This window comes from Nocardioides sp. GXQ0305, from assembly GCF_050880345.1.
Taxonomy (GTDB): Bacteria; Actinomycetota; Actinomycetes; order Propionibacteriales; family Nocardioidaceae; genus Nocardioides.
Map to the genome: position 1 here is coordinate 157652 of NZ_JBNYXG010000001.1, position 21265 is coordinate 178916.

21 protein-coding genes, 1 tRNA gene and 1 pseudogene are annotated in these 21265 nt (G+C 72.6%); 14 read left to right on the forward strand and 9 right to left on the reverse strand.

The features are described 5' to 3' along the window. Positions 1-154 precede the first annotated feature (154 nt). The 6 genes and pseudogenes from ACQ1X7_RS00745 to ACQ1X7_RS00770 all read left to right on the forward strand — a co-directional run. Positions 155-1744: pseudogene (locus ACQ1X7_RS00745) on the forward strand (DNA polymerase III subunit gamma and tau); the annotation flags it as partial. A gap of 502 nt (positions 1745-2246) precedes the next feature. Continuing rightward, entirely contained in the window at positions 2247-2624 is a 378-nt protein-coding gene (locus ACQ1X7_RS00750) for a YbaB/EbfC family nucleoid-associated protein (RefSeq protein ID WP_432476230.1), read from the forward strand. 8 nt (positions 2625-2632) lie between these two features. Next, entirely contained in the window at positions 2633-3232 is a 600-nt protein-coding gene (recR, locus tag ACQ1X7_RS00755) for a recombination mediator RecR (protein ID WP_432476231.1), read from the forward strand. Then, the gene (locus tag ACQ1X7_RS00760; protein WP_432476232.1) at positions 3225-3818 is read left to right on the forward strand and encodes a DUF5063 domain-containing protein; all 594 of its coding nucleotides are present in this window, start codon (positions 3225-3227) and stop codon (positions 3816-3818) included. The genes recR and ACQ1X7_RS00760 overlap by 8 nt, the downstream gene beginning before the upstream one ends. Positions 3819-3877: 59 nt before the next feature. Continuing rightward, the gene (locus tag ACQ1X7_RS00765; RefSeq protein ID WP_432476233.1) at positions 3878-5161 is read left to right on the forward strand and encodes an aspartate kinase; all 1284 of its coding nucleotides are present in this window, start codon (positions 3878-3880) and stop codon (positions 5159-5161) included. Beyond that, on the forward strand, positions 5158-6192 hold the full coding sequence (locus ACQ1X7_RS00770) for an aspartate-semialdehyde dehydrogenase (RefSeq protein ID WP_432476234.1): 1035 nt from the start codon (positions 5158-5160) through the stop codon (positions 6190-6192). The genes ACQ1X7_RS00765 and ACQ1X7_RS00770 overlap by 4 nt, the downstream gene beginning before the upstream one ends. Before the next feature lie 4 nt (positions 6193-6196). On the opposite strand, the gene ACQ1X7_RS00775 is transcribed toward ACQ1X7_RS00770, so the two are convergent. From ACQ1X7_RS00775 to ACQ1X7_RS00785, 3 genes are all read right to left on the reverse strand, one after another. Beyond that, positions 6197-6898: a hypothetical protein gene (locus ACQ1X7_RS00775; RefSeq protein ID WP_432476235.1), complete on the reverse strand. Its 702-nt coding sequence runs from the start codon at positions 6896-6898 to the stop codon at positions 6197-6199. Between the two features lie 157 nt (positions 6899-7055). Then, a tRNA-Pro gene (locus ACQ1X7_RS00780) sits at positions 7056-7132 on the reverse strand. Between the two features lie 152 nt (positions 7133-7284). Further along, complete coding sequence (locus ACQ1X7_RS00785; RefSeq protein ID WP_432476236.1) at positions 7285-8205, reverse strand: metallophosphoesterase; 921 nt, start codon at positions 8203-8205, stop codon at positions 7285-7287. 43 nt (positions 8206-8248) lie between these two features. On the opposite strand from ACQ1X7_RS00785, the gene ACQ1X7_RS00790 reads away from it, so the two are divergent. Further along, positions 8249-8713, forward strand: coding sequence for a GatB/YqeY domain-containing protein (locus ACQ1X7_RS00790; protein WP_432476237.1), 465 nt, complete (start codon positions 8249-8251; stop codon positions 8711-8713). Positions 8714-8755: 42 nt separating this feature from the next. Here ACQ1X7_RS00790 and ACQ1X7_RS00795 read toward each other — a convergent pair whose 3' ends face one another. Beyond that, positions 8756-11170: a penicillin-binding protein gene (locus ACQ1X7_RS00795; protein WP_432476238.1), complete on the reverse strand. Its 2415-nt coding sequence runs from the start codon at positions 11168-11170 to the stop codon at positions 8756-8758. A gap of 190 nt (positions 11171-11360) precedes the next feature. Between ACQ1X7_RS00795 and ACQ1X7_RS00800 the strand changes: the two genes are divergently transcribed. Beyond that, positions 11361-11654, forward strand: a complete 294-nt coding sequence (locus ACQ1X7_RS00800) for a WhiB family transcriptional regulator (protein ID WP_432477012.1) — start codon at positions 11361-11363, stop codon at positions 11652-11654. Positions 11655-11694: 40 nt separating this feature from the next. On the opposite strand, the gene ACQ1X7_RS00805 is transcribed toward ACQ1X7_RS00800, so the two are convergent. Both ACQ1X7_RS00805 and ACQ1X7_RS00810 read right to left on the reverse strand, forming a co-directional pair. Further along, entirely contained in the window at positions 11695-12870 is a 1176-nt protein-coding gene (locus tag ACQ1X7_RS00805; RefSeq protein WP_432476239.1) for an ArsA family ATPase, read from the reverse strand. After that, entirely contained in the window at positions 12867-13886 is a 1020-nt protein-coding gene (locus ACQ1X7_RS00810; RefSeq protein WP_432476240.1) for an ArsA-related P-loop ATPase, read from the reverse strand. The genes ACQ1X7_RS00805 and ACQ1X7_RS00810 overlap by 4 nt, the downstream gene beginning before the upstream one ends. A gap of 92 nt (positions 13887-13978) precedes the next feature. Between ACQ1X7_RS00810 and ACQ1X7_RS00815 the strand changes: the two genes are divergently transcribed. Both ACQ1X7_RS00815 and ACQ1X7_RS00820 read left to right on the forward strand, forming a co-directional pair. Next, complete coding sequence (locus tag ACQ1X7_RS00815) at positions 13979-14761, forward strand: CoA transferase subunit A (protein ID WP_432476241.1); 783 nt, start codon at positions 13979-13981, stop codon at positions 14759-14761. Then, on the forward strand, positions 14761-15387 hold the full coding sequence (locus ACQ1X7_RS00820) for a CoA transferase subunit B (protein WP_432476242.1): 627 nt from the start codon (positions 14761-14763) through the stop codon (positions 15385-15387). Before ACQ1X7_RS00815 ends, ACQ1X7_RS00820 begins: the two co-directional genes overlap by 1 nt. Before the next feature lie 16 nt (positions 15388-15403). Here the strand turns inward: ACQ1X7_RS00820 and ACQ1X7_RS00825 are convergent, their stop codons facing one another. Continuing rightward, positions 15404-16060, reverse strand: coding sequence for a DUF4389 domain-containing protein (locus ACQ1X7_RS00825; RefSeq protein WP_432476243.1), 657 nt, complete (start codon positions 16058-16060; stop codon positions 15404-15406). 175 nt (positions 16061-16235) lie between these two features. On the opposite strand from ACQ1X7_RS00825, the gene ACQ1X7_RS00830 reads away from it, so the two are divergent. The 3 genes from ACQ1X7_RS00830 to ACQ1X7_RS00840 all read left to right on the forward strand — a co-directional run bounded on the left by ACQ1X7_RS00830 (position 16236) and on the right by ACQ1X7_RS00840 (position 17889). Then, complete coding sequence (locus ACQ1X7_RS00830; protein WP_432476244.1) at positions 16236-16676, forward strand: VOC family protein; 441 nt, start codon at positions 16236-16238, stop codon at positions 16674-16676. A 113-nt stretch (positions 16677-16789) separates the two neighbouring features. Next, positions 16790-17347 carry a DUF2231 domain-containing protein gene (locus ACQ1X7_RS00835; protein ID WP_432476245.1) on the forward strand — a complete coding sequence of 186 codons (558 nt, stop codon included), beginning with the start codon at positions 16790-16792 and terminating at the stop codon, positions 17345-17347. Positions 17348-17391: 44 nt separating this feature from the next. Then, a complete protein-coding gene (locus ACQ1X7_RS00840; RefSeq protein ID WP_432476246.1) occupies positions 17392-17889 on the forward strand; it encodes a thioesterase family protein in 498 nt (165 codons plus the stop codon). Positions 17890-17899: 10 nt separating this feature from the next. Here the strand turns inward: ACQ1X7_RS00840 and ACQ1X7_RS00845 are convergent, their stop codons facing one another. After that, positions 17900-18544, reverse strand: a complete 645-nt coding sequence (locus tag ACQ1X7_RS00845; protein WP_432476247.1) for a class I SAM-dependent DNA methyltransferase — start codon at positions 18542-18544, stop codon at positions 17900-17902. 78 nt (positions 18545-18622) lie between these two features. Between ACQ1X7_RS00845 and ACQ1X7_RS00850 the strand changes: the two genes are divergently transcribed. Next, positions 18623-19888: an MFS transporter gene (locus ACQ1X7_RS00850; protein WP_432476248.1), complete on the forward strand. Its 1266-nt coding sequence runs from the start codon at positions 18623-18625 to the stop codon at positions 19886-19888. Here the strand turns inward: ACQ1X7_RS00850 and ACQ1X7_RS00855 are convergent. Further along, entirely contained in the window at positions 19875-21248 is a 1374-nt protein-coding gene (locus ACQ1X7_RS00855; RefSeq protein ID WP_432476249.1) for an MFS transporter, read from the reverse strand. The genes ACQ1X7_RS00850 and ACQ1X7_RS00855 overlap by 14 nt on opposite strands. Positions 21249-21265 lie beyond the last annotated feature (17 nt).

The window sequence follows — 21265 nt, forward strand, 5'->3', positions numbered from 1 at the left end:
GCAGCGACAGGACGGGAGACCGAGGAGGGCTCGGCGTCGGACCGAGCGCAGCGAGGTCAGGCGCGACCAGTCTCGAAATCCCCGATCGCATGACTGGACGGGCGCCTCGTACCGGGACCTGTCGGCTGTCACACCGCATGGTTAGGGTTCACTCGTGGAGTCCCCGCTCGCCCTCTACCGGCGCTACCGCCCCGAGACGTTCGCCGACGTCATCGGCCAGGACCACGTGACCACCCCGCTGCGGGCCGCGCTGGCGCACAACCGGGTCAACCACGCCTACCTGTTCTCCGGGCCGCGGGGGTGCGGCAAGACGACGTCCGCGCGGATCCTGGCCCGGGCCCTCAACTGCGAGCAGGCGCCGACGGCCGACCCGTGCGGCGAGTGCGAGAGCTGTCGCGACCTGGCGCGCGGCGGCCCCGGATCGATCGACGTCATCGAGATCGACGCGGCCTCCCACGGCGGCGTCGACGACGCCCGTGACCTGCGTGAGAAGGCGTTCTTCGCGCCGGTCAGGAGTCCCTACAAGGTCTACATCATCGACGAGGCCCACATGGTCACCACGCAGGGCTTCAACGCCCTGCTCAAGCTCGTCGAGGAGCCCCCGCCCCATCTGCGCTTCGTGTTCGCGACGACCGAGCCCGACAAGGTGATCCCGACGATCCGCTCGCGGACCCACCACTACCCCTTCCGGCTGATCCCGCCGCGGCTGCTGTCCAGCTACCTGGCCGACCTGTGCGAGCGCGAGGGCGTCGCGATCGAGCCGGCGGCGCTGCCGCTCGTCGTACGCGCGGGGGCCGGGTCGGCCCGCGACTCGCTCTCGGTGCTCGACCAGCTGCTCGGCGGCGCCGGCCCCGAGGGGATCACCCACGACCTGGCCGTCGGCCTGCTCGGCTACACCCCGGGCTCGCTGCTCGACGACGTCGTCGAGGCGTTCGCTGCCGGCGACGGGGGCGCCGTGTTCGGGGTGGTCGACCGGGTGATCGAGACCGGCCAGGACCCCCGTCGCTTCACCGAGGACCTGCTCCGCCGCCTGCGCGACCTGGTCGTCGTGGCCGCCGTGCCCGATGCCCCCGCCACCGGGCTGATCGACGTGTCCGCCGACCAGGCCGACCGGCTGGTCCAGCAGGCCAACCACTTCGGCCCCGCCGAGCTCAGCCGCGCCGCCGACCTCGTGGCCGCGGGCCTCACCGAGATGCGCGGCGCCACCGCACCCCGGCTGCTGCTCGAGCTGGTCTGTGCACGGGTGCTGCTGCCGGGCTCCGACCCCTCCGCCACCGGCCTGATGGCGCGCGTCGACCGGCTGGAGAAGCGCGCCTCGATCGCGGGCGGCGCCCCCAGCCCGGCCCCGGTCCGCGAGGACCCCGCACCGCCGACGCCCGCCCACCCGGTCGCCGCGACGCCCGAGCCGGCGGTCGAGGCACGGCCCGAGCCCGAGGCGAGCATCCCCGACCCGGACCCGAGTCCCACCGTGCCCGACCCCGCCCCGGTGCCGGAGCCCACCCCCACTCCCGAGCCGGTCGCGCCTCCCGAGCCGGCTCCGTCCCCGGAACCGGTGCCCGACCCCCAGCCCGACCCCCCGCCTGACCCCGCGCCGAGCGGCACGTTGTCGCTCGTCGACGTCCGCCGGCTGTGGCCCGACATCGTCGAGGCCACCAAGCTGCGTCGCCGCGTCGCCTGGATGCACCTCACCCAGAACTCCCAGGTGGTCGGCGTCGACGGCTCGACGCTGACCCTCGGGTTCACCAACGCGGGGGCGCGCGAGTCCTTCGTCAACGGGGGCTGCGACGAGATCCTGCGGCAGGCCGCGATCGACATCGCCGGCGTCGACTGGCGAGTCGAGACGATCGTCGACCCCGGGGCGACCGGGGGTGGCGGCTCACCCGCAGCGGCGTCGCCCGAACCCCCGCCGTCTGCGCCGGCCCCGCCCGAGCCACCTGCCGACGAGGTGGCGGACGACGCGGTCGCCTCGCCCGCTCCACCCACGCCGGACGTCTCGACCGCCGCCCGCGAGGCGATCCGCACGACCCGCCCGGCCGGGCCGACCGACCCGTCGGACGCCACCGACGACTCCTCGCCGTCCGACCCGGACGCCGACGCCCACCGTGACGACCCCGACGCCGACACCACCGGGCTCGCGGGCGCCGAGCTGCTCCAGCGCGAGCTCGGTGCCGAGGTGATCGAGGAGATCCGGCACCAGTGACCAGCGACCGACCGAAGACCCAGCCCCAGGAGAGGCGGCCCACCCCATGACCCAGAACCCCTTCGACACCCCCGGCGACAACCCGCTCGGCGGTGGCGGCTTCGACCTCAACGCCCTGATGCAGCAGGCCCAGCAGATGCAGGAGCAGCTCGAGCAGGCCCAGCAGCGGCTCGCCGACACCGTCGTCGACGGCACCGTCGCAGGCGGGGCGGTGACCGTCCGCGTCAACGGCGTCGGCGAGCTGGTCGGGGTCGACATCAAGGCGGGCGGCTTCGACGGCAGCGACGCCGACGACCTGTCCGACCTCGGCGACATGATCGTCGCCGCCTACCGCGACGCGAAGGCCCAGGCCGATGCGCAGGCCGCCGAGGCGCTCGGTCCGCTCGCGGGCGGGGGCGGCGGGGTCCCCGGGCTGGGCTTCTAGGGGTCTCGTTGTACGAAGGGATCGTCCAGGACCTCATCGACGAGCTGGGTCGGCTGCCCGGGGTGGGGCCCAAGAGCGCGCAGCGGATCGCGTTCCACCTCCTGCAGGCCGACCCGGGCGACGTACGCCGGCTGGCCGACGTGCTGGTCGAGGTCAAGGCGCGCGTGAAGTTCTGCACCACCTGCTTCAACGTCGCCGAGGCCGACCAGTGCCGGATCTGCAGCGACCCGCGCCGCGACCCGGCGGTGCTCTGCGTCGTCGAGGAGTACAAGGACGTCGTCGCCATCGAGCGCACCCGCGAGTTCCGGGGCCGCTACCACGTGCTCGGCGGGGCGATCTCGCCCATCGACGGCATCGGCCCCGAACAGCTCCGGATCAAGGAGCTGATGCAGCGGCTGGCCGACGGCACCGTCACCGAGGTGATCCTCGCGACCGATCCCAACCTCGAGGGCGAGGCCACTGCGACGTACATCACCCGGATGCTCAAGGACTTCGGGTTGCGCGTGACGCGGCTGGCGAGTGGACTGCCCGTGGGAGGGGACCTCGAGTACGCCGACGAGGTCACTCTCGGCCGAGCATTCGCAGGGAGGCGCAGTGCCGATGACTGAAGGGCCGATGACCGAGACCACCGAGATCGAGGGCGGCTTCGCCCAGCAGATCGCCGACCAGGTCGAGTCGTTCCTGCTCGCGCTGCGGGCCGTGGCGCGGGAGGCCGACGGGGGCCGCGCGATCTCGCTGCTGCTGCTGGAGATCTCCCAGATCCTGCTCGCCGGCGCCAGGCTCGGCGCCCAGCAGGACTTCACCCCCCGCACCGAGTACCAGCCCGACGTCGGCCCGGAGGCCGACATCGACGAGATGCGGCTGGCCCTCGCCGAGCTGCTCGGGAACGTCGACACCTACAGCTTCGTGTTCGACCCCTACCTGCCCGAGGTGGTCGAGAGCCAGCTCTCCGACGACCTCACCTCGATCGCGACCGACCTCGAGAACGGACTGCGCCACTACCGCAGCGGCAACGTCGCCGAGGCGCTCTGGTGGTGGCAGTTCTCCTACGTGTCCAGCTGGGGCAACCTGGCGGGTGCCGCGCTCAACGCGCTGCTGTCGGTGGTCTCCCACGACCGGCTCGACGCCGACATCGAGTCCGAGCAGGAGCAGATCGAGGCGGCCGAGGCCGTGCTGGACGTCGATCCGAGCTAGCCACTCCCCGCCGCTAGACTCGGGGGCTGGTCCCGCACCCGAGCGCAGGAGATGTACCGGTGGGCATTGTCGTGCAGAAGTACGGCGGCTCCTCCCTCGCCGACGCCTCGAGCGTCAAGCGGGTGGCACGGCGGATCGTCGAGAGCAGGCGCCAGGGCCACGACGTGGTCGTGGCCGTGTCGGCCATGGGTGACTCGACCGACGAGCTGCTCGACCTCGCCAACGAGGTGAGCCCGCTGCCGCCGGCCCGCGAGCTCGACATGCTGCTCACCGCGGGCGAGCGGATCTCGATGGCCCTGGTCGCCATGGCGATCTCCGACCTCGGCTTCACGGCACGGTCCTTCACCGGCTCCCAGGCCGGGGTCATCACCGACTCGGTGCACGGCCGCGCGAAGATCATCGACGTCACCCCGGGCCGGATCTCCACGGCGCTCGACGAGGGCCACGTCGTGATCGTGGCGGGCTTCCAGGGGGTCAGCCAGGACACCAAGGAGATCACGACGCTGGGTCGCGGCGGCACCGACACCACCGCGGTCGCGCTCGCGGCCGCCCTGCACGCCGACCACTGCGAGATCTACACCGACGTCGACGGCGTGTTCACCGCCGACCCCCGGATCGTCCCGAGCGCCCGCAAGCTGGACCGGGTCTCCTACGAGGAGATGCTCGAGCTCGCGGCGTGCGGCGCCAAGATCCTCCACCTGCGGTGCGTCGAGTACGCCCGCCGCTACGACATCCCGATCCACGTACGGTCCTCGTTCAGCCAGCTCGAGGGCACGTGGGTCGTCCCCGACGCAGCAGCCGACCTCCCGGAGGCAGAAGACATGGAACAGGCCATCATCGCGGGCGTCGCCCACGACCGGAGCGAGGCCAAGATCACCGTCGTCGGGGTGCCTGACAAGGTCGGCGAGGCGGCCCGGATCTTCGAGGCGTTGGCGGACGCCCAGATCAACCTCGACATGATCGTCCAGAACATCTCGGCGGCGGCCACCAGCCTCACCGACATCTCCTTCACGCTGCCGCGCGCCGACGGTCAGACGGCCATGAAGGCCCTCGCCGGGCTGCGTGACGAGATCGGGTTCGCCTCGCTCCTCTACGACGACAAGATCGGCAAGATCTCGCTGATCGGTGCCGGCATGCGCTCCCACCCCGGGGTCAGTGCCAAGTTCTTCTCCGCGATCGCGGCCGCGGGCGTCAACATCCAGATGATCTCCACCTCCGAGATCCGGATCTCGGTGATCGTCGACGAGGGCCTCGTGGACGCGGCCGTCGCCGCCGCCCACTCGGCGTTCGACCTCGACTCCGACGAGGTCGAGGCCGTCGTCTACGGCGGGAGCGGCCGATGAGCGGCGTTCGGCTCGGCGTCGTCGGCGCCACCGGCCAGGTGGGCGTCGCGATGCGACAGATCCTCGAGGAGCGGGCGTTCCCGATCGACCAGATCCGCTTCTTCGCCTCGGCCCGCTCGGCCGGCACCGTCCTGCCGTACGCGGGACGGGAGGTCCAGGTCGAGGACGCCGCCACCGCCGACCCGTCCGGGCTCGACATCGCGCTGTTCTCGGCGGGAGCCACCACGTCGCGGGCGCTCGCGCCGCGGTTCGCCGAGGCCGGGGCGACCGTCGTCGACAACTCATCGGCGTTCCGGATGGACCCCGACGTCCCGCTCGTGGTCTCCGAGGTCAACCCCGGCGCGATCACCGAAGCCCGCAAGGGGATCATCGCCAACCCGAACTGCACCACGATGGCCGCGATGCCGGTGCTCAAGCCGCTCCACGACGAGGCCGGGCTGGTCCGGCTGATCGCGTCGACCTACCAGGCGGTCTCCGGCTCCGGCGTCGCCGGTGTCGAGGAGCTGGCGAGCCAGGTCGCGACCGCGGGCGACAAGGCCCGCGAGCTCGCCTACGACGGCGAGGCCGTCGCGTTCCCGGCGCCCGGGAAGTACGCCCGCACCATCGCCTACAACGTGCTGCCGATGGCCGGCTCGATCGTCGACGACGGGCTCGAGGAGACCGACGAGGAGCAGAAGCTGCGCAACGAGTCCCGCAAGATCCTCGACATCCCCGAGCTCGCCGTCTCCGGCATCTGTGTCCGGGTCCCGGTCTTCACGGGCCACTCGCTGGCCGTCAACGCCGAGTTCGCCCGGTCGATGCCGGTCGCGCGGGCCCGCGAGCTGCTGGCCTCGGCGCCGGGGGTCGAGCTGAGCGACATCCCCACGCCCCTGCAGGCCGCCGGCAGGGACCCGTCGTACGTCGGCCGGCTCCGCCACGACCCGGGCGTGCCCGACGAGCGGGGCCTGGCGCTGTTCATCAGCAACGACAACCTGCGCAAGGGCGCTGCGCTCAACACCGTGCAGATCGCCGAGCTGGTCGCCGCCCGCTGACGGGTCAGCGGTGCATCTCGCGCCCGCCGGGCTCGACCATCGCGGTCGACACCCGGTGCGCGACGACGTAGGCGACCATCGCGACCCCCGGCACGACGACGACCATCCACCACGCGAACAGCTCGTCGGCCAGGAACAGCATCAGCACGACCGCCACCAGGCCCATCGCCAGGAAGCTGGTGCTGCCGCCCTCGGCGACGCCGAACGCCCGCAGCAGCACCCCGCCCAGCCACCCCGCGGTCACGAGCACGGCCAGCAGCAGGAGGAACCCGGCGTCGCCGCAGCTGGAGGTGCCGCGGACCACCTCGCACGCTCCCTGCGAGGCCCACACCAGCCCGACCGTGAGCGCACCGACCAGGAGCCCGGTCGTCAGCGCGGCGGGGACGGCGCCGAGCTGCGGCAGCACGGGGCGGCGAGGCCTGCGGCGTACCGGCTCGGTCGTGGTGCCCGTCTCGACGGCGGCCGGCGCCTCCCCGGTGAAGACCCGGGTGCCGCCCGGGGGCGCCGCCGCCGGCTCTGGGGCGGCGGGTGGCGCCGGCCGGGCTGCGGCCGGCTCCGTGGGCTCGTCGTGCCTGGCCTCGGGCCCCGCGACCGGTGTGACGGGCTCGGCCGGCGCGGCGGGTTCCGGGTCGGGGCGCCTCTTGCGGCGGAACCCGAACGACGGCAGCTCCAGGGACGGGCCGTCGGGATCGTCCTTCTCCGCCATGCGCGCAGTGTGCCACGGGTGCCGCTCCCCCCGACCAACGGTCGAGTTGGGCTTCCCTCGCGGTTGAGTTGGGCTTGCCTCGCGGTTGAGCTGGGCCGCGGTCCGGCCGGGACGGCTGTTGAGACCCACGGGGGCGGGACAGGACGACGTCGACGACTGGTCGGGGTGACAGGATTTGAACCTGCGGCCTCCTCGTCCCGAACGAGGCGCGCTACCAAGCTGCGCCACACCCCGAACGCGCCGGGAACGACCCCGGCGCGAGCAGCGCCACCATACCCGAGCGCCGTCGGCCCCCACGAATCGCCCCGGACCCGAAGCGACGCGTCTCGAGGGAAGCCCAACTCGACCCCGAGGGAAGCCCAACTCGACCCCGAGGGAAGCCCAACTCAACCTCGGGAGGTGAGGGTGAGCAGGGTGGCCTCGGGGCGGCACCACAGCCGCACGGGGGCGTACGGCGAGGTGCCGAGCCCGGCGGAGACATGCAGCCAGGTCGACCCCGGCTGGCCCGGTTGTGAGTCGGCGGGGTGGCGGTGCAGCCCGGCGACCCGCGCGGGTTCGAGGTCGCAGTTGGTCGTCAGCGCGCGGCCGCCCGGGAGGCACACCTGGCCACCGTGGGTGTGGCCGGCGAGGACCGCGTCGTAGCCGTCGCGGGCGAACTGGTCCAGCACCCGGAGGTACGGCGCGTGCGTGACGCCGAGCCGGACGTCGGCCGTCGGGTCGGCGAGGCCGGCCACGTCGTCGAGCCGGTCGTACTCGAGGTGCGGGTCGTCGACGCCGGCGAAGGCGAAGGTCGTGCCGTTGACGGCGAACGCCGCCCGCTCGTTGCTCAGGTCGATCCAGCCGGCCTCGTCGTAGGCCGCCTTCATCTCCCGCCACGCGAGCTGCTCGCTGGTGGTGTTGCGTCGCCCGTCGTCGGGCAGCAGGTAGCGCAGCGGGTTCTTGAGGACGGGCGCGTAGTAGTCGTTGGAGCCCAGCACGAACACGCCGGGGACGTCCAGCAGACCGCCGAGGGCCTCGAGCACCGCGGGGAGCGCGTCGCGGTGGGCGAGGTTGTCGCCGGTGTTGACGACCAGGTCCGGGCGCAGGCCGGCCAGGCTGCTGACCCACTCACGCTTGCGGTGCTGGCCGGGGGTGAGGTGCAGGTCGCTGAGGTGCAGCACGCGCAGCGGCGCATGGCCCGGCGGCAGGAGCGGGACGGAGACCTCGCGCAGCTCGAACCGCCTGGTCTCGGCGACGGCGTGGCCGGTGACGGCCAGCCCCGCCACGGTGCCGGCGGCGAGCAGCCCGGTCACGCCCCTGGTACGCATGCGGCCCAGACTCCCACAGCCGCTCGGCTGCCAGAATGTCGGTATGAGTGACCTGAAGGACCGGCTCCGCGCCGACCTCACCACGGCCATGAAGGCACGCGACGAGCTGCGTTCCGGCACCCTGCGGATGCTGCTGTCCGCCGTCACCACCGCCGAGGTCGCGGGCAAGGCGGCCCGCGAGCTCAGCGACGACGAGGTCGTCGGCGTGCTCTCCACCGAGGCCAAGAAGCGACGCGAGGCCGCGACGGCCTTCGACGAGGGTGGCCGGGTCGAGATGGCCGAGCGGGAACGCGCCGAGGCCGCGGTGATCGCCGACTACCTGCCCGAGCAGCTGACCGAGGAGGAGGTGGTCGGGATCGTGACCGCAGCCGTCGACCGCCTCGGCGCCCGCGACGAGGGCATGCGGGCGATGGGCAAGGTCATGGGCGTCGTGCAGCCCCAAGTCCGTGGCCGGGCCGACGGCGCCGCGGTCGCCGCCGAGGTACGTCGCCAGCTGGGCGGCGACTGAAGGTGCGCGTCAGCGCCGTCTCGAAGGGCTCCTGAGCCGGCGTCAGCCGCGTTCGCCGTCCGGCTCGCCGCCGTTGCCACCGGGGCGCGGGCCGGGGCCGCCACCGTTGCCACCGCCACCGCCACCGCCGCCATCGTTGTCGCCACCACCTGGCTTGTTCGGCTGGGGGGCGGGGACGTAGCCGGTCGAGGGGGAGAGCGACACGACCGTGCCGGCGGGCGCGACGGCGCCGGAGCCCGGGTCGGAGTACGCGACGGTGCCCTCCGGGTACTCGGAGTAGGCCTCGGGCTGGACGAGCACGTTGAAGCCGGCCTCCTCCAGGACCCGGCGGGCGCTGGGGATCGGGAGGCCCGCCACGCTGGGCACGGTGGTCTCGGCACCGCCGAGCGCGCTCAGGTCCGGCGCGGTGAACGTCTCGTCGGGCAGCCACTGCTCCACGTCACCCATGACCTGTCCCCAGATGGGTCCGGCCAGGCCGGAGCCCGACGCCGAGCTGATGTAGCGCCCACCGACGGTCAGACCCTCCAGCCCGATCGGCTGGCCGAGCGAGTTGGCGCCGGCCAGCATGGTCGCCGTGGAGAGGTTCGGGGTGTAGCCGTTGAACCACACCGCCCGCGCGCTCTGGGTGGTACCGGTCTTGCCGGCGTCCTGCTGGGTGATGGTGATGTTCTGGCCGAACCCGCCGGGCTCGAGCACGCCCTTGAGGATGTCGTTGACCGTGTCGGCGACCGCAGTGGTCAGCACCTGCGTGCACTGGGAGTCGTACTCCTTGAGCAGGTTGCCGTTGGCGTCCTCGATCGCCGTCACCGGGCGCGAGTCGCAGTGCTGGCCGCGGGCCGCGAACGTGGCGTAGGCCTCGGCCATCTCCAGCGGGCTGACGTCGACGACACCGAGCGTGAACGACGGGACCCGCTCGTTGTCCGGGTCGGTCAGGTCGACGCCCATGTTCTTGGCCAGCTCGTAGGGCTTGCACAGGCCCGTCAGCTGCTCGAGGTTGGCGAAGAACGTGTTCACCGAGTTCTGGGTACCGGTGTAGAGGTTGTAGGTGCCGCCCGAGAAGTCGAAGTTCGCGGGGTCCCAGATCGTGGTGTTGTAGGCGCCGCCGTAGGGGCCGTCGCAGTTCTGGAAGTTGCGCTCCGGAATGCTCTCGCGGGCCGGGACCGTCAGCGAGGTGTCGGGCTGCACGCCGTCCATCAGCGCCTGCGCCAGCACGAAGAGCTTGAACGTCGACCCGGCTTGGAACCCTGCCGCGTCGCCGACCTCCTGCGGGACGACGTAGTTGAGGTAGGTCTGCCCGAGCTCCTTGTTGCTCCCCATCGGGCGGGACTGGGCGATCGCCTTGACGTTGCCGGTGCCGGGCTCGACCATCGCCACGCCGCCGATCGCCTGGTCGGTCGGGTCGGTGTAGGCCTGGACGGCCCGGTCGGCGGCGTCCTGGAAGCGCAGGTCGATCGTCGTGCGGATGGTCAGACCGCCCGAGCGGAGCAGCTGCCGGCGTTCGTCCTTGGTCTCGCCGAGGGACGGGTCCTGCATCAGCGTGTTGATCACGTAGTCGCAGAAGAACGGGGCCCGCGAGTTGACGCACCCGTTGTCGCTCGGCTGGACGTCGAGCCCGAGCTTCTGCTTCTTGGTGGCCGTCGCCTTCTTCTCGCTGATGACGCCGAGCTGGGCCAGCCGGTCGAGCACGACGTTCCGGCGCTCGCGCGCGGCGTCGGGCGAGTTGGTCGGGTCGAGCCCCGTGGGGTTCTTGACCAGGCCGGCCAGCAGGGCCGACTCGCGCAGGTTGAGGTCCTTGGCGTTCTTGTCGAAGTAGTGACGGGCCGCCGACTGGATGCCGAAGGCGCCGTCGCCGAAGTAGGCGATGTTGAGGTAGCGCTCCAGGATCCAGTCCTTGGAGTACTTCTCCTCGAAGGCGATCGCGTAGCGCAGCTCGCGTACCTTGCGGGCGAAGGTGTCGTCGGTGGCGGCGAGTCGCTCGGCCTTGGTCTCGGCCTGGCTGACCAGCGTGAGCTTCACCATCTGCTGGGTGATCGACGAGCCGCCCTGGACCACGCCGCCCTGCGCCTGGTTGGTCACCAGAGCGCGCAGGGTGCCGCGCAGGTCGAGCGCGCCGTGCTCGTAGAAGCGGTAGTCCTCGATGGACACGATCGACTCGACCATGGTCCGCGAGATCTGGCTCAGCGGGACGTTCACGCGGTTCTCGTCGTACAGCGAGGCGATCAGGTTTCCCTTGCCGTCGACGATGCGGGTCTTCTGGGCCAATGGCTCCACCGTGAGCTCGGCCGGCAGGTTGTCCATGCTCCGGGCGACGTCGCGGGCACCCACCCCGACCACGCCGGCGAACGGGATCGCGAGGCCCGCCACGAGGACGCCCATGACCACCGCCACGGCTCCCATCACACCGAGATGGGACAGCACGCGGCCGGGGGAGAGTCGCTCGTCAGGGGGCACGGACATGCCAGTCACCGTACCCGAGCGGTCTCGACCCGGCCCATTCATGGCATCCGGGGTCTAGTCACTTCGGACTACGGACAAAGGGCAGAACGAGGCTGTTCCGGGTATGTCCCGGTTCTTTACGTTACGGGTGCTGGGAATCGGACCGTCGGTGGGGACGGCCCGAACCCAAGGCGAAATGGGGAACGACATCATGTGGATCGAGGACTGGGCTCCGTCGGCGGCTTGCCGGCAGCAGCAGCCGGACGCGCTGTTCGTGCGCGGTGCCGAGCAGAACAAGGCCAAGCTGGTGTGCCAGGGCTGCCCCGTGCGGACCGAGTGCCTCGCCGAGGCCCTGGACAACCAGATCGAGTGGGGCGTCTGGGGCGGCATGACCGAGCGGGAGCGTCGGGCCCTGCTCCGCCGCAAGCCGAACGCCTCCTGGCGGGCCGTGCTCGAGGCCGCCCGCAACGCGCAGACGCAGCCGGCCGTCCCGATCAACGCCTGACCCCCCGTCGCTGTCGGCGGGACCTGGCCTGCAGGGGAGGTCAGGTCCCCGACAGCAGGCCGCCGACGTGACGCAGGCCGTCCAGGTCGTTCACATCGGTCGCCAGGGCCGGCACCACGACGGTCGGCACCGTCGGGTGGGCGGCGGAGAAGCGGGCCCGCAGACCGGCCTCCCGCTCCCCCAGCCGCGCCCGGTCGGCGTGCAGGCGCAGCAGACCGGCCGCGAGCGTCCCCGGCTCCCCCTGGTCGAGCCTCCCCGCGGCCGCCGTCGCCTCGTCCGGTGACAGCGCGACCCGGGGAGCGGGGCTGGCGCGGTTGACCACCAGCCCGGCCAGCGGCATCCCGTCCTCCCCGAGGCGCTCCACGAAGTACGCCGCCTCGCGCAGTGCGTCCGGTTCGGGCGCCGCCACCACGAGGAACGCCGTCCGGTCGCCCTGGAGCAGGGCGAACGTCGCCTCGGCCCGCGCCCGGAAGCCACCGAACAGGGTGTCGAAGGCGGACACGAAGGTCTGCATGTCGCGCAGCACCTGCGCGCCGAGCACCCGGGTGAGGGCGTTGGTCACCACTCCCATCCCGGCGGCCATCACCTTCGCCGGCCCCCGCGCCGGCGCCAGCAGCAGCCGGATGAATCGGCCGTCGAGGAAGCGCGAGAGCCGCTCGGGGGCGTCGAGGAAGTCCAGCGCGGACCGCGACGGCGGGGTGTCGACGACGACCAGGTCGTGGGTGCCGTCGGCCTGGGCCTGCCGGTGGATCTGGCCGAGCTTCTCCATCGCCATGTACTCCTGGGTCCCCGCGAAGGAGCTGGAGAGCGCGACGTAGAACGGGTTGTCCAGGATCTGCTGCGCCTTCTCGGGGGTGGCCTGGCTCTCGACCACCTCGTCGAAGGTGCGCTTCATGTCGAGCATCATCGCGTCGAGCGACCCGGGGCCGACGACACCCTGGACCGGGCGCGGAGTGTTGTCGAGCCGCTCGATGCCCATCGACTGCGCGAGCCGTCGGGCGGGGTCGATGGTCAGCACCACGACCTTGCGGCCGCGCTCGGCCGCCCGCAGGGCGAGTGCTGCCGCCGTCGTCGTCTTGCCCACCCCGCCGGCGCCGCAGCACACGACGATCTCGGTGCCACGGTCGTCGAGCAGGGCGTCGACGTCGAGCGCCGGCGCCTCGGACGCCGGGGCGGCCAGCGGGCCGTAGCGGCCCCGGTGCGACGCGGGTGTCATCCGAGCCCCCCGCGGCGGAGGTCGGCGGCCAGCTCGTAGAGACCGCCGAGGTCGACCCCGTCGGTCAGCCGGGGGAGCTCGTGGACGGGCACGCCGAGGTCAGCCACGACGGCCCGCTGGGCGTCCTCGAGCTCCCGGCGTACGGCGTGGTCGTGGGCCTCGGCCAGCAGCCCGTCGACGAGGCCGTCCCGGACCAGGGCGCCGTCGACGCCGACGCCGGCCAGGTCGTCGGCGATCGCGCCGGCGTCGAGGGTGCCGGCCCGTACGGCGGCGAGCTGGTCGGCGGCCAGCGCCTCCGGTCGCACCATGTTGACCACCACCGCCCCGACCGGCAGGCCCTCCCGACGCAGCTCGGCGATCCCGTCGGCGGTCTCCTGGACCGGCATCTCCTCGAGCACCGTCACCAGGTGGATCGCGGTCCGCGGCGAGCGGAACATCGTCATCACGTTGTCGGCCTGGGACCTGATCGGCCCGACCCGGGCGAGGCCCGCGAGCTCGCTGTTGACGCCGAGGAACTGCGCGATCCGGCCGGTCGGCGGGGCGTCGAGCACGACGGCGTCGTAGCTCGGCACGCCCTTGGCGCGCCGCTTCACCTTGGCCGCCTCGTAGACCTTGCCGGTCAGCAGCACGTCCCGGACGCCCGGCGCGAGGGTGGTCGCGAACTCCACCACGCCGAACCGGTCGAGCGCCCGACCCGCGCGTCCGAGCCGGTAGTACATGGCGAGGTACTCCAGCAGTGCGGACTCCGGGTCGACGTGCAGGGCGTGGAGGGTGCCGGCCCGGCCTCGGGGGCCGGGGAGGCCGGTGGCGATGCGGCGCTCGGCGTACGGGAGCGGGTCGACGTCGAAGAGCTTGGCGATCCCCTGGCGGCCCTCCACCTCGCACAGCAGCACCGCCCGGCCGTGACTGGCCAGGGCCAGGGCCAGCGACGCGGCCACGGTGGACTTCCCGGTGCCGCCCTTGCCGGTGACCACGTGCAGCCGCGCCCGGGTGGGGTCGTCGGGGGCGGCGGGCACGGCGCCAGCGTAGTGGCGGCACACCGGTCCCGGCCGTGATGTGTGATCGGGGGCCATACGTGACGGCCCTCACTCGCGGCTAGGGTGCTGGCGTGGACAAGGTGGTTGCGTCGGCGGCGGAGGCCGTCGCCGACATCAGGGACGGATCGACGCTCGCGGTCGGAGGCTTCGGACTCTGCGGCATTCCCTCGGTGCTGATCGAGGCGCTGCTGGAGGCCGGCGTGACCGACCTCGAGGCGGTGTCGAACAACTGCGGGGTCGACGACTGGGGGCTCGGCCGGCTGCTGCTGGACAAGCGGCTGCGCCGGATGGTCTCGTCGTACGTCGGCGAGAACAAGGAGTTCGCCCGCCAGTACCTCTCCGGCGAGCTCGAGGTGGAGCTGACGCCGCAGGGCACGCTCGCCGAGCGGATGCGGGCCGGGGGATCCGGCATCCCGGCGTTCTTCACCGCCACCGGCGGCGGAACCCAGGTGGCCGAGGGCGGGCTGCCGTGGCGCTACGACTCCGAGGGCAACGTCACCGTGGCCTCGCCGCCGAAGGAGACCCGGACGTTCGCCACTCCCGACGGGCAGAGCCGGGAGTACGTCCTCGAGGAGGCGATCGTCGCCGACTTCGGGCTGGTCCGGGCCTGGAAGGGCGACCGGCACGGCAACCTCGTCTACCGGGACTCGGCGCGCAACTTCAACCCGCTCGCCGCGATGTGCGGCCGGCTCACGGTCGCGGAGGTCGAGCACCTGGTCGAGCCTGGTGAGCTCGACCCCAACCACGTCCACACACCCGGGGTCTTCGTGCAGCGCGTCGTGGCGCTCACCCCCGAGCAGGCCGCCGACAAGCGGATCGAACGGGTCACCACCCGTCCGAAGGGAGACGCCTGATGCCCTGGTCCCGTGAGGAGATGGCCGCTCGCGCCGCCTCGGAGCTGGAGGACGGCTCCTACGTCAACCTCGGCATCGGGCTGCCGACCCTGGTCCCCAACTACGTCGCCGACGACGTCGAGCTGGTGCTGCAGTCCGAGAACGGCATCCTCGGCGTCGGCGCCTACCCCTACGAGGGGGAGGAGGACCCCGACCTGATCAACGCCGGCAAGGAGACGGTCACCCTGCGGAAGGGCGCGTCGTTCTTCGACTCGGCCACGTCGTTCGGGATGATCCGCGGCGGCAAGATCGACGCCGCCATCCTCGGCGCCATGCAGGTCTCCAAGGACGGCGACATCGCCAACTGGATGATCCCCGGCAAGATGGTGAAGGGCATGGGCGGCGCGATGGACCTGGTCCACGGCGCCAAGCGGGTGATCGTGCTGATGGAGCACGTCGCCAAGGACGGCTCCCACAAGATCCTCGACGAGTGCTCCCTGCCCTACACCGGCAAGCGGGTCGTGCAGCGGATCATCACCGACCTCTGCGTGCTCGACGTCACCGACGACGGGCTCACCCTGGTCGAGCTCGCCCCGGACGTCACCGAGGACGAGGTGCGGGAGAAGACCGGCCCCCCGCTGGTCTGAACCCGACGTCCCGCCCTCAGGTGAGGGAGAACGGCGGGTACCTGTCGGTGACGAGCAGGAACGCGTAGGCGTTGACGCGCAGGGCCCACCGGCCGACACCGACCACGAAGTCGAAGAGCCCCCGTGGATAGCGGCCGGTGAACAGGATCGCGAACCAGGCGATGACGACCACGACGAAGGCGCCCACGGACAGGAAGAACAGCACGACGTAGTGCGGGATCGCGAGGAACCACTTGACCAGGGGCAACCAGCGGTTCAGGTCTTGATCGGCGTCCGGGTAGTCGATCTCGAGGTGGACCCTCTGCTCCTCGACCGTCGAGGGGTACTCGTCGGTGAGCAGCACGACGTAGGCGCCGATGCGGGTGGAGAAGCGGGTCAGCTCTCGCGCGAAGTCGAACCACCAGCGCGGGTAGCGCTGCCGGAACAGGATCATCAGCAGCGTGGCCCCGAACAACCCGGCCACGATGCCACCGCTCGTGGTGGTGACCGTCCGACTGGCCTCGTCGTACGCCGTCGTGGTGGCGCCCGCGGTGAGGACGCCGTACACGATTGCGATGGGGATGACCAGCACGAGCCGGAACAGCGTCGTGACGCGGTTGTGCTCGTCGCTGTAGTCGACCTCGAGGCGGGCGGGATAGGCGGTGGGCGCAGCAGGCGTGCTCTCCTCGGACATGGCGGATCTCCTCTCGGTCGGCGTCCGTCTGGTCCGGTACCCCGCCAGAGTCCTCGGCCCGGAGCGGCCGCGGTTCCCCCCTTTCGTCCGAAGTTCGGTGTGTGGCCGTGTCGAGAACCGCGTGCCGGCCCCGTCCCCGGAGCACGACACCGGACAGCGTTGGAGGATGACCGGCATGACACGCATCAAGGGCTTCGACCACGTGGGGATCACCGTCGACGACCTCGACCGGGCGACGGCGTTCTTCGTCGGACTGGGTCTGGAGGAGGAGGGCCGCACGTTCGTGCAGGGGGAGTTCCTCGACACGGTCTGCGGCCTCCCGGACTCGCGGACGGAGGTCGTCATGCTCCGGCCACCGGGCGGCGGGACCATGCTGGAGCTCGCCCGTTTCCTCCGGCCCGACCACGTGCCGGGCTCGTCCGACGCCATGGCGAACGAGCTCGGTATCCGCAACGTCTGCTTCGAGATCACCGGACTCGAGGAGACCGTCGAGCGCCTCGCCGCGGACGGCTACGGCCTGGTCGGCGGCATCGGCCGCCACGAGGACACCTGGCTGATGGCCTACGTCCGCGGGCCGGAGGGCATCGTCGTCTCCCTGGCCGAGCAGATCGGCTGACTGCTGTCGCGAACCCGGTCCGCCATTGATCCTCGTGGTGCCGCCGGGGCACAGTGGGTCGACCGTGCCCGGGGAGCGGCCCCGGTGTGCGGCCCGCCCGGGAGGAGTCGCACATGGACCAGCTCGAAGGCACGCCGGCGCTCGTGAGGGTGACCCGGCGGCTGGAGGAGTCAGCGGCCCTCGACGGGGCCGTGGAGACGCTGCGGCCGGGAGTGCGGTCGGCGTTCGGGTCGGGGACGCGGGGCGCGGTGCTGCGGGGTGACTGGCTCGGGCACGCGCTGCACCCGCTCCTGACCGACGTCGTGCTCGGGACCTGGGTGTCGGCGACGCTGCTCGACCTGGTCGGCGGCGAGGAGTCGGCGACCGCCTCACGGCGCCTGATCGGGACCGGGCTGCTCGTGGCCGGCCCCACGGCCTGGAGCGGGTGGGCGGAGTGGTCGGAGGCCGGCCTGCGGGAGCAGCGGGTCGGCGTGGTCCACGCGGTCAGCAACGGCGCCGCCATCGGCCTGTACGCCGCGTCCTGGCTCGCTCGCCGGCGCGGGCGTCACGGCACCGGCGTGGGGCTCGCCCTCGCCGGGATCTCGGCCGTGAAGGTCGGCGCCTACCTGGGCGGACACCTGGCGTCGGCGCGCAAGGTGGGCACCCACCACCCGGCCTTCGACTCCGACTGACGCAGGCGATCACGGTCCGGCAACCGCCGGTAGGGTCACGCCACGTGAGCGCAGCGCACCCCACCTACGACCAGCTCGTCGACCTGCCGGCGTACGTCCAGCAGCCGGTCCCGATCGCGTTCGAGGACGCCAACGGCCACCTCAACGTCCGGCACTACACCGGCATCGCCAGCGAGGGGCTGGACGAGTCGCTCGTGGAGGTGGGGATCCCGCAGATGTGGCCGGCCATGGGGCACGCGGTGTTCTCGGCCGAGCACCACCTGACCTACCTCGCCGAGGTGCGGACGGGCGACCGGATCTCGGCGCGGGTCCGGCTCCTCGGGCGGTCCGAGCGGGCGGCGCACGCGCTGGTCCACCTGCTCGACGAGACCCACCAGAGGCTGAGCTTCGTGATGGAGGAGATCTTCCTGCACGTCGACCTCGGGACCCGGCGGACGGCGCCGTGGCCCGACGACGTCGCCGTGGCGATGGACCGGAAGATCGACCAGGACGCGACGCTGCCGTGGGAGCCGGACGTGTCCGGCTCGCTGGCGCTCCGGTAGGGCAGTCGGGTCAGCCGACAGCGGCCACGACGTAGTAGCAGCCCAGCTCCGCCAGCGCGTTGGCGGAGTCGGGGAGGTACGGCTCCGGGCCCCGCACGTCCTGCGGGGTCCAGACTCCCTCTGCCGCGAGCCGGTCGACGACGTCCTGGCAGTGGCGGGGCTCCCAGAGGTCCTCGCGCTGGGTGACCACGACGTGCCCGCCGGGACGGACGACGCGCGCGAACTCGCGCCAGACCGCCTCGACCGCCGCGAGGTAGGTCATCACGCCCACGCAGGCGACCGCGTCGACGGCGTCGTCGTCGAGCGGGAGGCGCTGCTGCAGGTCGGCCGGGTGCAGGTCGTCGTACGCGCCGGACTGCTGCGCCAGGTCGAGCGAGACCTGCGAGATGTCGAGGCCCACCAGCCGACCGGTGAACCCCCGCGAGCGCAGGGCCTTGCCGACCAGCCCGGTCCCGCACCCCACGTCGAGGACCGACCCGGGGCGGGGGTCGAGGGCGACGACGATGTCGGCGGCCGTGCCGGGCGCCTGGTAGGACCACGCGTCGAGGTCGTCGTCGTAGCTGTCGGCCCAGGCGTCGTAGTGCTCGGCGACGTCGCTGGGTGCCGCGTCGCCCTGCACCAGCCAGTCGTCGCTCGGGACCTTGTCGGGTGCCATCGACCCACCTTCTCACGGTCCTCCTCCGGTGGCGGCGGCGATTCCGGCCGCTGCGGAGGTCGTGGTTAGGGTCGGGCCGTGACGCTGGACGGGCTGCTCGCCGACACGCGCCCGCTCCGCAACCCGCACTTCGCGCGACTCTGGCGCGCCAACATCATCACCGTCATCGGCGCCCAGCTCACCGTCGTGGCGGTGCCGGCGCAGATCTACGCGATCACCGGCTCCTCGGCGTACGTCGGACTCACGGGCGTGTTCGGCCTGGTCCCGCTGGTGGTCTTCGGGCTCTGGGGCGGCGCCCTCGCCGACGCGATGGACCGCCGCACGCTGCTGGTCGTCACCACGGCCGGCCTGATCCTCACCAGTGCCGGGTTCTGGCTGCAGGCGGCCCTCGGGCTCGACAACGTCTGGCTGCTGCTCGGGCTGTTCGCGGTGCAGCAGGCGTTCTTCGCGATCAACCAGCCGACCCGCTCGGCGGTGCTGCCCAAGCTGCTGCCCGACGAGCTGCTGCCGGCCGCGAACTCGCTCAACATGACGGTGATGCAGGCAGGCGGGATCGCCGGGCCCCTGGTCGGCGGGGCCCTGATCCCGATCCTCGGCTTCTCGTGGCTCTACCTGCTCGACACGCTCACCCTGTTCGCCACGCTCGGCGCGGTGGTCCGGCTGCCGCGACTGCCGGTGGAGGGCGCCGTGTCGGCACCGGGACTCCGGGCCGTGGTCGACGGGTTCCGCTACCTCCGGCACCACCCGGTGCTGATGATGTCGTTCGTCGTCGACATCATCGCGATGGTCTTCGGGATGCCACGCGCCCTGTTCCCCGAGATGGCCGACGTCTCCTTCGGGGGGCCGGGAGAGGGCGGACTCGCCTTCGCGCTGCTGTTCGCCGCGATCCCGGCCGGCGCGGTGATCGGCGGCGTGCTGTCCGGCTGGGTGTCGCGGGTCGACCGGCAGGGCCTGGCGGTGATCGTGTCGATCGTCGTGTGGGGTCTGGCCATGGTCAGCTTCGGCCTCTCCGCGATGGTGGCCCCGTTCGCGCCGACCCTGATGCTCGTGGTGGCGGTGCTGATGCTGGCCGTCGGCGGGGCGGCCGACATGGCGTCCGCGGCGTTCCGGACCTCGATGCTCCAGGCGGCGGCCTCGGACGCCGTACGCGGCCGGCTGCAGGGCATCTTCATCGTCGTGGTGGCGGGCGGACCGCGGGTCGCCGACGTCGTCCACGGAGCCGCCGCGGCGGTGACCGGTGCCGCCGTCGCCGCCGCCGGGGGCGGGGTGCTGGTGGTCGTCGGGACCGTGGCCGCGGCCCTCGCCGTCCCGGCTTTCGTCCGCTACCGCGTCACCCGGGGCTGACCGGGACGGGCGTGCGGGCGGCCGTCACGACCGCCCCGACGGCGCACACGATGGCCACGCCGAACACGACCAGGAACGGGTCGCCGGCGGCACCGCGGGCCAGGTCGAAGCCGATGCCGCACACCGCGAGGGCCAGCGCGGCGCCCATCGCGTCGGCGATCGAGAGCGCGGAGGAGTTGAAGCCGCGGTCGTCCCCGGTCGACGCCGCCAGCATCGCCACCCCGGTGCGGGAGAAGCCGAAGCCCATGCCGGCGCCCGCCGCGACGAACGCTGCTCCCGCGAGCACGCCCGGGCCGTCCAGCCGCACCGTCAGCCACAGCCCGATCACCGCCGCCAGCAGGACGGCGGAGCCGATCCGCATCGCGGTCTCGGACGAGACCCGCTCGCCGAGCCGGGCCTGGACCTGGCTCATGCCCGCCCAGACGACGCCGACGACGGTGAGCGCGATGCCCGCGGCCCCGGGTGAGTAGCCCCACCGGTCCTGGAGCACCAGCACGATGTAGGCCTGTCCGCAGAAGAACGCCGCGCTCATCAGCCCCCGGGTGCCGATCACCGACGGCAGCCCCCGCCCCGCGCGGAGCGTGCCGCGCGGGGTCAGCGGGCGCAGGGCGACGACGACGACGGCCGCGGCGGCCGCCGCGAGCGCCACGCCGCGGGAGCCGGCGAGCTCGACCCCGAGGACCGCGACCGCTGCCAGCGCCGCCCAGACCAGGCGGGACCGGGGAGTCGGTGGGCGGCCGTCGTCCGACCGGCGCAGGCCGGGGACCACCGGCGCCACCAGCAGCCCGGCCAGGGCCACCAGGGCCACGATGCCCAGGAACACCCACCGCCAGCCGAGGACGTCGGCCACCAGCGCTGCGACACCGGGCCCGAAGAGTGACGGCAACACCCAGGCGGCGGCGAACGCGGCGAACACCGAGGGCTGCAGCCGGGCCGGGTAGATCACGCCGACCACGACGTACAGGCTCACGATGAGCGCACCGGTGCCGAGCCCCTGCACGACCCGGCCGGCCACCAGCACCGACATCGACGGGGCCAGGCCGCTCACCAGCACCCCCACCGTGAACAGCCCGAGCGAGGTGACCAGCGAGCCGGCCGGGCCGTGCCGGTCGCTCCACGCGCCGGCCGCCACCATCCCGACCACGCTGCTGGCGAGCGGCGCGGCGAAGGCGAGGGCGTACAGGGCGAACCCCTCGAGGTCGCGGCTGACCGTCGGCATGATGGTGGTGACAGCCATCGTCTCGAACGCGTTGAACGCGATCAGCGCGAAGATGCCGATCGTGGTCGCGGTGTAGGGCTGCGACATGATCCCGGCACGCCGACGGGCGGCGCCGGTCTCGGGGCTGCTGGTCACGGTCACCTGGCTGACGGTAGAAG